Annotated in this window: 11 protein-coding genes; 7 read left to right on the top strand and 4 right to left on the bottom strand. The window is 43.1% G+C overall.

What is annotated here, in order from left to right:
* Position 1: 1 nt before the first annotated feature.
* The 4 genes from R7D93_RS07285 to R7D93_RS07270 all read right to left on the bottom strand — a co-directional run bounded on the left by R7D93_RS07285 (position 2) and on the right by R7D93_RS07270 (position 4188).
* The gene (locus R7D93_RS07285; RefSeq protein ID WP_005378436.1) at positions 2-742 is read right to left on the bottom strand and encodes an ABC transporter permease; all 741 of its coding nucleotides are present in this window, start codon (positions 740-742) and stop codon (positions 2-4) included.
* A gap of 81 nt (positions 743-823) precedes the next feature.
* Positions 824-1594 (bottom strand): ABC transporter substrate-binding protein, encoded by a 771-nt coding sequence (locus R7D93_RS07280; RefSeq protein WP_005378437.1) that lies wholly within the window; start codon positions 1592-1594, stop codon positions 824-826.
* A gap of 83 nt (positions 1595-1677) precedes the next feature.
* On the bottom strand, positions 1678-2448 hold the full coding sequence (locus R7D93_RS07275) for an ABC transporter ATP-binding protein (protein ID WP_005378438.1): 771 nt from the start codon (positions 2446-2448) through the stop codon (positions 1678-1680).
* 264 nt (positions 2449-2712) lie between these two features.
* Entirely contained in the window at positions 2713-4188 is a 1476-nt protein-coding gene (locus R7D93_RS07270) for a hypothetical protein (protein ID WP_017820023.1), read from the bottom strand.
* Between the two features lie 453 nt (positions 4189-4641).
* On the opposite strand from R7D93_RS07270, the gene R7D93_RS07265 reads away from it, so the two are divergent.
* The 7 genes from R7D93_RS07265 to R7D93_RS07235 all read left to right on the top strand — a co-directional run bounded on the left by R7D93_RS07265 (position 4642) and on the right by R7D93_RS07235 (position 14737).
* On the top strand, positions 4642-6189 hold the full coding sequence (locus tag R7D93_RS07265; protein WP_005378441.1) for a DUF3360 family protein: 1548 nt from the start codon (positions 4642-4644) through the stop codon (positions 6187-6189).
* A gap of 303 nt (positions 6190-6492) precedes the next feature.
* A complete protein-coding gene (gene pflB / locus R7D93_RS07260) occupies positions 6493-8769 on the top strand; it encodes a formate C-acetyltransferase (protein ID WP_005378442.1) in 2277 nt (758 codons plus the stop codon).
* 153 nt (positions 8770-8922) lie between these two features.
* A complete protein-coding gene (locus R7D93_RS07255) occupies positions 8923-9900 on the top strand; it encodes a lipid A deacylase LpxR family protein (RefSeq protein WP_053303245.1) in 978 nt (325 codons plus the stop codon).
* A gap of 211 nt (positions 9901-10111) precedes the next feature.
* Positions 10112-10852, top strand: a complete 741-nt coding sequence (gene pflA / locus R7D93_RS07250) for a pyruvate formate lyase 1-activating protein (RefSeq protein WP_005378444.1) — start codon at positions 10112-10114, stop codon at positions 10850-10852.
* Positions 10853-11006: 154 nt separating this feature from the next.
* Positions 11007-11672, top strand: coding sequence for an energy-coupling factor ABC transporter permease (locus R7D93_RS07245; protein WP_053303246.1), 666 nt, complete (start codon positions 11007-11009; stop codon positions 11670-11672).
* 136 nt (positions 11673-11808) lie between these two features.
* Positions 11809-12309 (top strand): YfbU family protein, encoded by a 501-nt coding sequence (locus R7D93_RS07240; RefSeq protein WP_005378446.1) that lies wholly within the window; start codon positions 11809-11811, stop codon positions 12307-12309.
* A gap of 493 nt (positions 12310-12802) precedes the next feature.
* The gene (locus R7D93_RS07235; RefSeq protein WP_005378447.1) at positions 12803-14737 is read left to right on the top strand and encodes a PrkA family serine protein kinase; all 1935 of its coding nucleotides are present in this window, start codon (positions 12803-12805) and stop codon (positions 14735-14737) included.
* Positions 14738-14783 lie beyond the last annotated feature (46 nt).

Here is a 14783-nt window from a genome sequence, read left to right as displayed (position 1 = left end):
CTTACCTCGCATGAATACTGAACTTACGCTCAACAAGCTTGAGTAGCCCGGTCGAAACGCTGGTAAAAAATAGAAAGATGAGCGCGACAGCCATGTAAAAGGTGAACGGCATTTTCGTTGTACCTGCTGCCAATGAGCTCATTCTCACCATGTCATCCAGACCAATAATGGAAACTAACGCTGTGGTCTTAAGTAACACTAACCAGTTATTACCAAATCCAGGTAATGCATGACGAATCATCTGAGGAAGTAAGATTCTTCTAAACGATAAAGCAGAACTCATCCCATAAGCTTTCGCCGCTTCTAATTCACCCTTGTCCACCGCCATGATCGCTCCACGAAAAGTCTCCGCCATGTAGGCGCCAAAGATAAAACCAATCGTGAGTACACCAGCTATAAATGGGCTGACATCAATATAATCAGGTAAGTAAGACGTCCATTCATGGTTTGGATCACTCGAGGCAAACCACTCGTTGAGCGTTTCGTTGATGGAGTAAAGGCTGTTATTTAAAAGTATTTGTCCACCAAAGAAAATTAGCATCATCAGAACCAAATCTGGAATGCCGCGAATGACAGTGGTGTAAAGAGTGGCAATCGCCCTTGCCCATTTGTAAGGCGCTAACTTAGCTAGTGCGCCAAGCATGCCTAAGACCATGGCGAGAATGAGTGAAAGCACTGCAACTTCTATTGTTACTAAAGCTCCTTTCAAAATCGAAGCTTCGTATCCTTGTAAATCTAGCATAGGTGAGTTCCTAATCCCTAAACTCAAAAAATCGACCGTTGACTACTTCTAGGAACAAGCCAACGGTCGCTTAATTACGGTTTATTCACCGTACACATCGTAGTTAAAGTATTTACCAGCAATTTCTTGGTAAACACCTTTCTCACGTAGTGAAATAATTGCTGCGTCTAGTTTCTTCGTCAGATCTTTGTCTTGTTTACGAACAGCGATACCCATACCTTCGCCAAACCATTTTGGATCGGTTAACGATGGTCCAACAAACTCATAAGCTTCGCCACCGGCTTTGTTGATCACACCCTCTTCTAGAGCAGACGCATCACCTAAAACTGCAGCAATTCGACCATTTTCTAGATCAAGATACGCTTCATCAAAAGAGCCATAACGCACAATTTCAACATCATCGCCGTAGTTGTCAGTTAAGTACTTGTCATGTGTCGTCGCACGTTGCACGCCAATTTTGACATCTTTAAGATTATCAAAATCTAGACCAGCACCTTTCTTAGCGATAAATTTATTTGGAATTTGTGCGTACTTGCCAGTGAAATCGACTTTTTTCTTGCGCTCTTCAGTAATAGACATTGCTGCGATGATGGCATCGTACTTACGTGCAAGCAGAGAAGGAATAATACCATCCCAATCTTGAGCGACGATTTTGCACTTCACTTGCATCTCTTCACAGAGTGCATTTGCCATGTCTACGTCAAAGCCTTTTATTGAGCCATCAGTTTCTGTCCAGCTAAACGGAGGGTAAGCACCTTCGATACCAAAGCGAACTGTTTTCCATTCTTTCGCTTGGGCAACACCTGATACTGCCGTTGCAGCAATCGTTGCTGCTAATAACCACTTTTTCATTTCCATACTCCTGTGATTGCTATTTTATTTCGTTTTGTTTGTTGTGTTGGCTTAGGAGGCAATAGTCTGCCGCCTAACAAATATTAGTAAATGGATGAGATAAACTGCTGTAATCGTTCTGAATCCGGGTTTGTAAATAGCTTAGCTGGATTTCCCTGTTCTTCCACTAAGCCTTGATGTAAAAACATCACATGGTTTGATACGTCACGCGCAAACGCCATTTCGTGCGTGACCACCAGCATAGTTCGCCCTTCATCTGCCAAATCTCTCATTACCCCCAGAACTTCTCCTACAAGTTCTGGGTCAAGCGCAGAAGTTGGCTCGTCAAACAACATCACCTCTGGGTCAACTGCTAGCGCACGGGCAATAGCTGCACGTTGCTGCTGGCCGCCAGATAAGTGCCCAGGGTAATAATCTTTACGCTCATACAAGCCTACTTTCTTAAGCAAGACTTCTGCATTTTCAATCGCTTGAGCTTTTGGCACGCCTAAGACATGAACAGGCGCCTCAATCACGTTTTCTAGTACGGTTAGGTGAGACCAGAGGTTGAAACCTTGGAAAACCATTGCCAGGCGTGAGCGAATACGTTGGACTTGCTTTTCATTAGCAGGAACAGATTCACCTGCTCTGTTGTTCTTCATTTGGATTAATTCACCATTTACCCAAATTTCGCCCGCGGTAGGCGTTTCTAGCAAGTTGATACATCTGAGAAAGGTACTCTTACCTGAGCCGGAAGAGCCAATGATGGAGATAACATCTCCTTTGTGCGCGGCAAGTGAAATGCCTTTTAAAACTTCATTTTGTCCAAATGTTTTGTGCAGGTCTTTTATATCTAGCGCTGGTACATCATTCATGCGCCCTACTCCCTGTGTTTTTGTCACTGCAATTAAGGGACTCCGCCCTCTCTAATTCGGAACAAATTAGCACCGCCCCTTGAAACTTGCAACAAATTATTAACCTAAATAATTCGAATAGAAAGATACGATAGGCAAATTAATATGCAATATATAGTAACATATTCTTCAAAAGTTGAATATTAAATATAAAAAAGCCCCTTTCAAAGGGGCTTAATAAATTTACAAAAGTGTTAATTGAAACCTATTCGAGGTCGCAATGAATTAATTAAAACGACTGACTACCAACGAGTTTGAAGTACGTAATGTCACTTCATTTTCTAAGCCTTCTTTTTCAGAAGTAATGATGCCATCTAGGTCTTCATCTAGTTCAGGCTCTGACGCTTCACCATTGGAAAAGAAGCTCATGAAAACTTTAGAATCAATATTACTATCTTCATTCACTACCAAAGCAGTGCGATTAAAATCGTCCGAAGCTGAAACTTTCAAACCGTTAACGGCCGATGTTGGGAAGTTGTAGTAATGCAATTCTGGAACAACAACAGAATCACTATCACTTGTTGTGAAAATGCGATGTGTGACTCTGTAGTCGCCTGAAGTTGCAAAGTAAGCGACACGAGTAAAGCCTTCAGTAGACGATGTTAAGCCCATGTCCAGATCAATCACGGACTCTGCACTTCCTTGCGTTGATACACTTGGTTTTGTGTTCGGCAGGTTATCAATATTTAAGTAAGCACTCGGATCAACGTCAATATCCCATCCGTCAGAGATCGTTTCGTTAAGTAGAGACTCCCAACCATTAACTTGATTCTCTGAGAACGCCATGTATACCCAAGTTTCTTTATTCGTTGCACTAGGGCGATTATATTCAACGGCCGTTTTATCCAGCTTCAACGCGTCATATGCAAAGCCGTTAGTAACAAAGCCAATGTTGAGCGAGTCGTAAGTATAGTCAGAAGACGAATAAATGTTTGACGTATTATCCGCTCTAACTAAGGCTATCTCACCAGTTCCCCACGAACCAATACCATATTGGTAAAGCGCTTTGTCGCTTGAACCTGATTCATACTGAAACAATGCCGTTGGTTCACCTTTAAGCCCCATCAGTTCATCAGTAGGCAACATATCAGGGTTCGGAGACGTGAAAATATCGGTTTGCGAGACAAAGTTGTAATCTCCGCCACCTGATTCAGCGTTTCGGTAATCTAAGTTAGTAAACTTATTGCTTGCTAAGTTACCGCCAGTAAAGCATTTGTTCAAAGAGTCTCGGTTTAGTGCAAAAGTAGCATTACGTAGTTTCTTATCTTGCAAGAACTCTTTTGAAAACGTGTTTACGCGAGCTTCTTTGCCGTTAAATTCTATTGCTTGAAACGTTACAAAGCCGCCGTCAGGGATATCTTCAAGATAAAACTTAAAGTTATCAGTGGTAGGTTTGATAATGTCTCCGGATCTTTTGCCATCGGCATCAGAGTAGTAACCGATAACATAGTTGGTCACTTGCTCTTTTGACGCTGCACTATAGGTTAAAACCGTTTTATCGCCGTTCAGCTCAGTTTTGTGGTCATATACAGTACAACCTTTCGTAGTTGCTTCACTTTCAGTCATTGTTGCTGGTATAGCAAAATCAAAAGTAAACGCAGTTTTCGGCGCTGCACCACCGCCACCGCCGCCACCGCCGCCGCAACCGACCATTAACCCTGAGATGATTGCCACTAGTGGCAGTACTTTAAGCTGTTTCATGTCTTTTTCCTAAACTGAGCGGCAATGATTAGCCAAAAAATTGTCTTTGCTCTGTCCAAAGCAAGAATAAAGCCAGCTTTATATAATCATCGTGAATATTGACATTTAATCTGCATCTCGTGCAAAAGGACAAAAAGTTCTAATTTTATGCAACTTGTGTAATGAAATTACACAAGATCTCCGCATCTCATTCGCATGCCAGAAACTTTCTGTAGTTTTATTTCACAACCATTCTTAAAGTGATCTAAATCAATCACCCTAAATGGCTATCTTGCTAGACTCCTGCCAAAAGATGAGGCTTTTTTTGTGCCTCAACACAATAAGTTATTAGCTATGCTTAGGCACAGTGTCGACGTGTAACAAATCTAACAATAGCTAGCATAAGCGTGCCGCAGGATGCGGATTAACACAATTGAATGAAGAATTCATAACTTTTAAATATATGAGGAATCTATGTCAGACGCAGTTAACAAAACGCACTCTGATTCAGATATCGAGACCAAGAGCTACCGTGAGCTTCATCGTCCAGCATCTGAGTTCGCAAGCCGTTCAGACTACCTAGACCACGAACTACAAATTATGAAGCCACGTCGTTTTGGCTTGAACTTGCCAGGTCGTGACTTCCGCTTTGAGCTTGAAGACCTTGTTCCAGCGCTTGCTGGTACTATCGGTATTATCGCAATGTACTCTGCGGTAATGATGTCTTGGGCTGAAGGTCTTACTGCAGCATGGGACCACGTAAACTTAGGCAAGGACTTTGCTATCGAAGTTGCGCGTGTAGAAATGCTCATCCCTGCACTTCTTTTCTGTGTACTTGCCTCTGGTTTTATTAACCCTAAAGCCAACCTAGCAGGCAACCACGGCCCAATGATCCCTCTTATTGGTACCATCGCTCTTGCTGGTGCTCACCCTCTTGCATTAGCAATTCTCATTGGTGTGTTTGGTTTGATTTTGAGCCTCTTAAAAGGTGGGTCAAAACTGGTTAACCTCACCTCTGAAGGTACGGCTGGTGGCCTTCTTATTTTCCTAGGTTTAACCGGAACCATGAGCCAAATTAACTCTATTCAAGCTTGGGCTGTTGGTTTGCAATCCGATACGGTTGCCGCTGGTAGCATGGGTTACATCGGTCTGATTGTTCTTGCGGTTACCATTGGCTTATACGCGTTCCTTGCTAAAGTGAACAAACGCTGGCTAGCGATCCCTGTTTGTGCCTTCACTGGGCTTGCAATCGCACTGGCTCTTGGCGCAGGCTTCGATATTAAATTCGTAACCGAGACAGGCCTTCCAAACCTAAATCCAATCTACTGGTGGGGTTCAACAGAAGAAGGTTGGATGCTTGGTCTTCCTAATATGGAACACTTCATCGCTTCACTACCATTCGCCATTCTTGCGGTAGCAATGTGGTCACCTGACTTCTTGGGTCACCGTATCTTCCAAGAGATGAACTACCCACGTAAGAGTGAGAAAGTGCTGATGGACGTTGATGACACAATGACAATGTGTTCCGTTCGCCAAATGGTCGGTACTGCAGTGGGTGGTGGTAACATCACATCATCTTGGGGGACTTACATGATCCCTGCTGCAATCGCGAAACGCCCTATTCCTGCTGGTGCCATCTTACTAGGCTCTCTATGTATTATTGTTGCAATCCTTGGTTTTCCTATGGACGTTGCAGTATGGCCTCCAGTTATGCGCGTTGCTCTTCTCGTTGGTGTATCTCTACCACTGCTTGAAGCTGGCATGCAGATGGTGAAGGACTCGAAAGACTCACAAGCAGCAGGCATTTGTATCTTTGGTTCTGCCGTTGTTAACCCAGTTCTAGCTTGGGCACTAACTATGCTTTTAGATAACAACGGTTTAATTGGAGATAAAGAGCGCGCGTCTCGCCTATCATTTGTAGACAAGATTGTGATCCCAGTAAGCGTACTTGTTATCTGTTTAGTTGCTATGCTTGCAGTTGGTATGCTTGAAGGCCAGTATGGCATCCAAGCTTGGCTATAAGCTAGCAGTCCAGAAATTTGTGGGTAGCGCTCGTCGCTACCCCATTTTTATCGAGATTTTTGAGGATTTATTGATTTAGTTTAAGGTTTGCAAAAAAATTTTAGTTTAACCTCTAACTGTTGCTTAAAAAGAGAAACGTTAAAACTAGTGACAATATTTATAGTTTTGTAAATCGAATACGTAAATTTAAGACTATAAATATTGTTATTCATAAGAGTGTACTGTTCCCCTCTTTTATCTGGGGATAGCTGGCTCAACGGCGAAGCAGTACGTATTTTTTTCTACTAAAAAGGTAGGTATGTCATGGCAGAGCAATTTGCTAAAGCTTGGGAAGGTTTTGCTGCAGGCGACTGGCAAAACGAAGTAAACGTTCGTGATTTCATTCAGAAGAACTACACTCCGTACGAAGGCGACGAATCTTTCCTAGTTTCTGAAGGTACTGAAGCGACTAACAAGCTTTGGGCTAAGGTAATGGAAGGCATCAAACAAGAGAACGCGACTCACGCTCCTGTTGATTTTGATACTTCAGTTATCTCTACCATCACTGCTCACGATGCAGGCTACATCGAAAAAGACCTAGAAACTATCGTAGGTCTTCAAACTGACGCTCCTCTAAAACGTGCGATCATCCCTAACGGTGGTATCCGCATGGTTGAAGGTTCATGCAAAGCCTACGACCGCGAGCTAGACCCACAAGTTAAAAAAATCTACACAGAATACCGTAAAACTCACAACCAAGGCGTTTTCGATATCTACACTCCTCAAATCATGGCGTGTCGTAAATCTGGCGTACTGACTGGTCTTCCAGATGCATACGGTCGTGGTCGTATCATCGGTGACTACCGTCGTGTTGCTCTATACGGTATTGACTTCCTAATGAAGGATAAATTCGCGCAGTTCTCTTCTCTACAAGAGCGTTTTGAGAACGGCGAAGACCTACAAATGACAATGCAGCTTCGTGAAGAGATCGCAGAGCAACACCGTGCTCTAGGTCAAATCAAAGAAATGGCTGCAAAATACGGTTGTGATATTTCTCGTCCTGCTGAAACTGCGCAAGAAGCTATTCAGTGGACTTACTTCGGTTACCTAGCTGCTGTTAAATCTCAAAACGGTGCGGCTATGTCTCTAGGTCGTACTTCTACGTTCCTAGACATCTTCATCGAACGTGATATCGCGGCTGGTAAGCTAACTGAAGAACAAGCTCAGGAAATGATCGACCACTTCGTAATGAAACTACGTATGGTTCGTTTCCTACGTACTCCTGAGTACGATGATCTATTCTCTGGCGACCCTATCTGGGCAACTGAGTCTATGGGTGGTATGGGTCTTGACGGTCGTACGCTAGTTACTCGTACAAACTTCCGTTTCCTAAACTCACTATACACTATGGGTCCTTCTCCAGAGCCAAACATCACTGTTCTTTGGTCTGAGCAACTACCTGAAGGCTTCAAGAAGTTCTGTGCGAAAGTATCTATCGATACTTCTTCTATTCAGTACGAAAATGACGACCTAATGCGTCCAGACATGAACTCTGACGACTACGCGATCGCATGTTGTGTATCTCCAATGGTTGTTGGTAAGCAAATGCAGTTCTTCGGTGCTCGTGCGAACCTTGCGAAAACAATGCTTTACACCATCAACGGTGGTGTGGATGAGAAGCTAAAAATCCAAGTTGGCCCGCAAATGCCTAAGATCGAAGGCGATGTTCTTAACTACGATGAACTGTGGGAGAAAATGGACCACTTCATGGATTGGCTAGCGAAACAATATGTGACTGCACTAAACGCTATCCACTTCATGCACGATAAGTACAGCTACGAAGCGGCGCTAATGGCTCTACACGACCGTGACGTTAAGCGTACTATGGCTTGTGGTATTGCTGGTCTATCTGTTGCAGCTGACTCACTATCTGCAATTAAATACGCAAAAGTTAAGCCAATTCGTGACGAAGACGGTCTAGCAATCGACTTCGAAATCGAAGGCGATTACCCTAAATTCGGTAACAACGACCCACGCGTTGATGACATTGCATGTGAACTTGTTTCTGTATTTATGGGCAAAATCCGTAAGCTTAAGACTTACCGTGATGCAATCCCTACTCAGTCAATTCTTACTATCACTTCAAACGTGGTTTACGGTAAGAAAACTGGTAACACGCCTGACGGTCGTCGTGCTGGTGCTCCATTTGCTCCAGGTGCAAACCCAATGCACGGTCGTGACGAGAAAGGTGCTGTAGCATCACTAACTTCAGTTGCTAAACTGCCGTTTGCTGACGCACAAGATGGTATCTCTTACACATTCTCTATCGTACCTAACGCACTAGGTAAAGATGAGGGTTCACAACGCGCTAACCTTGCTGGTCTGATGGATGGTTACTTCCACCACGAAGCGGGTATCGAAGGTGGCCAACACCTAAACGTGAACGTTCTTAACCGTGAAACTCTAGAAGACGCAGTTAAGCACCCAGAGAAATACCCTCAGCTAACAATCCGTGTATCTGGTTACGCTGTTCGCTTCAACTCTCTAACTGCAGAGCAACAAGCTGACGTAATCGCACGTACATTCACTGAGTCTCTATAAGACTATAGCGAAATAACGTTCTAGTAATACAACAAAGGCTGATGCTAAGTAGCATCAGCCTTTTTTTATTTCTTGAATGAAAGTTGTGATATCGCGAAAGACTTTTGCCCGCATTCTTACGTATGATGCGAAAAAAGTTAGCAAATAAAGTCTATGAGATTTAGTAAATTAATTATTCTTACCCTTCTTTCTCCAGTTGCAATAGCATCCACTAAGTCTACGGTTTCTTTTACCATCGACAACGATGGTATTTTTGGCGTCGATCAAGACTATACGAATGGTGTATTCCTTTCGTACGCGACAGACCAACTGATACAAGAAAGCCAATGGAAATGGCTGAGTCTAGCTAACTCAGAGCACGCCAATATCGATAAAATAGAGTTGGTTCTTGGCCACAAAATGTGGACTCCAAGCGACATTGAAGCCGATTATCCACTAATCAATGATCGCCCATATGCCGGTTACCTACACACCGAAATCAACTACCTTTCCCTAACGAGTGACAAAGCTGTACGGTACAATTTCACCATAGGAGCTACGGGTGAAAGTTCGCTATCAGAAAAGGCGCAAGAAATCGTTCACGGCATAACAGGATCGACGGACCCTCAAGGTTGGGATTACCAGATTGAAGATAAAGTTGCGTTCAGCCTTGGTTACCGCGTATTTAACAAATTGATGCGCAGCGAAGAACAAAAAACACAATGGGAGATCACCAACATTAACGACATCAATGCGGGTAACTTCCGTAGTGATGTCTCTCAAGGCGTCATGTTTCGTTGGGGTACAAACCTAGCGAATAGCATCGGAGCCGCCAATATCAGTGTCGAAAGCCCTTTTTCAGCAAGTATGATCGCTCAGAATACGTCGAGTTGGTTCTTGTTCACCGGGTTTGAAGGTCGTTACCGCTTTAATGACATGACTATCGAAGGAGATCGTCCTGGCATTCCTGAACCGTCAGCGCCATACGACGTCACACTGCAAAATTGGCAAGCAAGTGCCGTCGCGGGGGTATCTTGGTACAACCAAAATTACGGTGCAAGCATCACCTTTACAATTAAAACACCGGATTATGAAGAAGCCCAAACCGATGTTTATGGGACAGGCTCGTTCTCCGTGTTCGCCTTTTTCTAAAAACTGGATTATCCCAGCATCGAAGTCAATCTAGATACACGGCAAGTTCTCGGGGTAGGTATTAACCACCTCGTGTTCAAGCGTTTATGTAGATTGGCTCCATCTATTTTCTTTCTTCAAATAACCTTGCCTTTAGTACCGACAAAGCTGTTTTAACCCTGCTTTTTGTAATAAAATAACAGCTAGAATTTACTAGTAATGAGAGCAAAAGATGTCAACAGCTGGTCGTATTCACTCATTTGAGTCATGTGGTACCGTAGACGGACCTGGTATTCGATTTATCGTCTTCTTGCAAGGTTGTTTAATGCGCTGTAAGTATTGCCATAACCGCGATACTTGGGACACGCATGATGGCAAAGAAGTCACGGTTGAAGAAATCATTTCCGAAGCGAAAAGTTACCGCCACTTCATGAATGCATCAGGTGGTGGCGTTACTTGTTCTGGCGGCGAAGCGATGCTTCAACCGGAATTCGTACGTGATTTTTTCCGCGCTGCTAAAGCCGAAGGCATTCATACATGTCTAGATACTAACGGTTATGTTCGTAAGCACACTGATGTTATCGATGAAGTACTGGATGCAACAGACTTAGTCATGCTTGACATCAAACACATGAAAGACGAAGTGCACCAAGATCTCATCGGTGTATCCAACCGACGCACATTGGACTTTGCTCGTTACTTACAAAAAATCGGAAAGAAAACATGGATTCGCTATGTCGTCGTGCCTGGTTACACAGATGACCCAGAAGCAGCACACATGCTTGGTGAATTTATTAAAGACATGGATAACATCGAAAAGGTCGAGTTACTTCCTTACCACAAATTAGGGGCTCATAAGTGGGAAGCGTTAGGCTTAGAATACCCACTCGAAGGCGTAAACCCGCCACCGAAAGAAACCATGGATGAAATTCAATCCATTCTTGCTCAATACAACGATAACGTAAAATACTAAGTGAACCGCAAGACTAACCTCTTTAAAATACCAGCTTATTGCTGGTATTTTTTTGATTATATCTAAGCCTTATCAGTGAGTTTCTCTGCGGTCATTTAGGTAGAAAAAGAACGATAGAAATGATTGCGTCATGTTCGCATAGGAAGGAAGTAACATGGATTTGTTTAACTTAGGCTCTCTTGTTGTCTCAATTTGGATAGTAGTAGTCTACTGCCTACCAGATTGGAAAAAAGTCGTTTGGCCAAAACTGGAAAAAGAGAAAGGATTTCAGCACCTCGTTTTTGCAACGCTCTTCTTTTTCAGTATTTTATGGGCCGCTCAAGCAGGTGTAAAAGAAGGATTACAGATTCATTTTCTTGCACTAACAACGCTGACGATGATGTATGGTTGGCGCATGGCATTTCTACTCAGCATTCCCGCTATGTTGGTCAACCACCTACTACATGATGTGTCCTTGCTACTCTTACCCACGTCGTTAGTTCTATCTGCCCTAATTCCGATTTTCATTAGTTACTTAGTGTTTCTTCTGAGTTACCACTACTTGCCACGAAACATTTTTGTTTTCATCTTCGTTGCTGGATTTTTCAATGGCGCGATAACAGGAAGTCTGCACCTCATCATTAACTCTTTTTATCACCTATCAGTTGGTCACTACGATTGGGAAACCATTCAACATAACTACTTTGTTTTTGTGCCGTTGCTCGCCTTTCCAGAAGGTCTATTAAATGGTATGGCACTGGCGGTTTTAACCGTATTCAAGCCAGAGTGGCTGAGAGTATTTTCAGACCGAGACTACATATACAATCATTACCATAAATAAGTGTTTTCAAACTGGTCAAAAGTGACAGTTCTTGCCATTTTTTAGTATTAAATATGTGTTGAGATCATGTTTCACTCATGTCTTAAGCGTTAACCTAAGCACATTAAAAATGTATTAGATATCTAGTGAGGTCACCATGGAAATGTCAAACGCTCAACGTTTGATTCTATCAAACCAATACAACCTTATGTCTCAACTTGATCCAAGTAATGCGGCCAAATACAAACGCTTACAAACGATCGTTGAACGTGGTTATGAACTACAAATGCGAGAGTTGAACAAAGATTTCGGCTGCCTCTCAGAAGCAGAGTGTCGTGAGATCATCGACGTTATGGAGATGTATCATGCGATGCAAGAGTCTTACAACATGCTAGACGATGAAGATCGTAGCAACGTGGATCAACGTCGCTTGAAGTTCTTGGGATTTGATATCGCTTCAGAAGCGCAACAAGTACATTACGTACGTTTTCTCATCGATTCTGAAGGTTTGTACCCTCAGTTTGACAAGGCAGATCATCACTTTAACAGCCAAATGCCGATGCTAGATAAATACCGCCGTATGCTGCAAACTTGGCGTAACTGCCCTCGTCAGTATCATTTATGTGAAAACGAACTAGCGCAAATCTTCAGCGCATAAAATGGTCGTCTAAGAATGAGGAGAGCGCCCGCTCTCCTTGTTATTTACCCTGTCACAAACTTATCTAAGACTTTGCTCTCTTCCTACCTCTTTCACTTACCTTGCTCAATGTAGAACAACGAATCACTGAGACTCTTCTGTCTTTGCCAAATATTTGATTTCTATTGCACCTATTCACGACATAAATTCGTCCTTAATAAAAGAGTGATTCAAATGTCACTTTTACAATAAATTCATAATTGTTAAGCAAAATTGCAAATCCCCGACTAGGCTTAAGTAGAGAAAGGCTGTGATTGAAAAATTCATATCCACCGCTCACCGTTGTAACGAAAAAACCGTCCATAAAGCAAAGTCTTTGGTGTCGCCAATCTTACATTCTGTACGAACCAAATGTGATAACAGGACGTATATTCAAACAACAACGAGCATAACTGTTGGTGGAAAGCCTGAATCAACGTTCGTCGGTAGACTGACTATTAAAGGGGAAAGCGACATGAGTATTTTCGACCACTATCAATCAAGATATGAAGCTGCAAAAGATGAAGAGATGTCGTTACAGGAGTTTTTAGCCCTGTGTAAAGATGACAAAAGCGCTTATGCTAATGCAGCAGAACGCCTACTGATGGCGATTGGTGAACCAGAGATAATCGATACGGCAAAGGATCCGAGACTAAGCCGAATCTTCTCGAATCGTGTTATCTCTCGTTATGAAACCTTTAAAGACTTTTATGGCATGGAAGATGCCATAGAACAAATTGTGTCTTACCTAAAACATGCGGCGCAAGGCCTAGAAGAGCGTAAGCAGATTCTTTACCTACTCGGCCCTGTAGGTGGCGGTAAGTCTTCGCTTGCAGAAAAGCTTAAGGCTCTGATGGAACAGATGCCTATTTATGTTCTTACTGCTAACGGCGAACGCAGCCCAGTGAATGACCATCCATTCTGCCTATTCAAAGCCACAGAAGATGGCGATATTTTGAAAAAAGAATACGGCATCGAGCACCGTTATCTTCGCTCGATAATGTCTCCTTGGGCCGCTAAACGTCTTCACGAGTTTGGTGGTGATATCACCAAATTTAAAGTAGTGAAAGTACGCCCTTCTATCCTTGACCAAATCGGTATTGCCAAAACTGAACCAGGCGATGAAAACAACCAAGATATCTCATCATTGGTTGGTAAAGTCGATATTCGTAAGCTTGAACACTATTCGCAAGACGATCCAGACGCTTACAGCTACTCCGGTGCGCTGTGTAAAGCAAACCAAGGTTTAATGGAATTCGTTGAGATGTTCAAAGCACCAATCAAAGTGCTTCACCCGCTGTTAACAGCAACGCAAGAAGGCAACTTCAACGGTACAGAAGGCCTTTCTGCGATTCCATTCGACGGTATGATTCTGGCTCACTCAAACGAATCTGAGTGGCAGACCTTCCGTAACAACAAGAACAATGAAGCGTTCTTGGACCGTGTTTATATTGTGAAGGTACCTTACTGTCTACGTGTTTCAGAAGAAGTCAAAATCTACCAAAAACTTCTTGAAAACAGTGAGTTGTCTCAAGCCCCTTGTTCACCAAGCACGCTCGAGACTCTGGCACAATTCAGTATTCTTTCTCGGCTTAAAGAGCCCGAGAACTCGTCCATCTTCTCTAAGATGCGCGTATACGACGGTGAAACGCTGAAAGATACGGATCCAAAGGCAAAAAGCTATCAAGAGTATCGTGATTATGCTGGTGTCGATGAAGGTATGAACGGTCTCTCAACACGTTTTGCCTTTAAGATTTTGTCACGCGTATTTAACTTCGACCAAACCGAAGTGGCAGCCAACCCTGTACATCTATTCTATGTGATTGAACAACAGGTTGAGCGCGAACAGTTCCCTGCTGAAACAGCAGAGAAATATCTCGAGTTCTTGAAAGGCTACCTAGTGCCTCGATACGTTGAATTTATCGGTAAAGAGATTCAGACCGCTTATCTTGAGTCTTACTCTGAATACGGCCAAAACATCTTCGATCGATATGTCACCTATGCAGACTTCTGGATTCAAGACCAAGAGTACCGAGATCCAGAAACTGGTCAGCTATTTGATCGCTCTTCACTGAATGCTGAGCTAGAGAAGATCGAAAAAACAGCTGGTATTTCTAACCCGAAAGATTTCCGAAACGAAATCGTTAACTTTGTGCTTCGTGCGAAAGCGAATAACAATGGTCAAAACCCGGTTTGGACCAGCTACGAAAAACTGCGCACAGTAATCGAGAAGAAAATGTTCTCCAATACCGAAGAGCTACTTCCGGTTATCTCATTTAATGCGAAAACCTCTTCTGAAGATCAGAAGAAGCACGACGACTTTGTCGCTCGCATGATGGAAAAAGGCTATACCGAGAAACAGGTTCGCCTACTTTCTGAGTGGTACCTACGAGTACGTAAGTCATCCTAACCCAGTATTGAGTTAGGTCGCTTGTGAAACATGAAGAGGGCTATTT

The organism is Vibrio sp. YT-15, from assembly GCF_033337445.1.
In the GTDB taxonomy this organism is placed as follows: domain Bacteria; phylum Pseudomonadota; class Gammaproteobacteria; order Enterobacterales; family Vibrionaceae; genus Vibrio; species Vibrio alginolyticus.
Note: the sequence above shows the minus strand (reverse complement) of the source record. Positions and strands in the feature narration are given on the sequence as shown.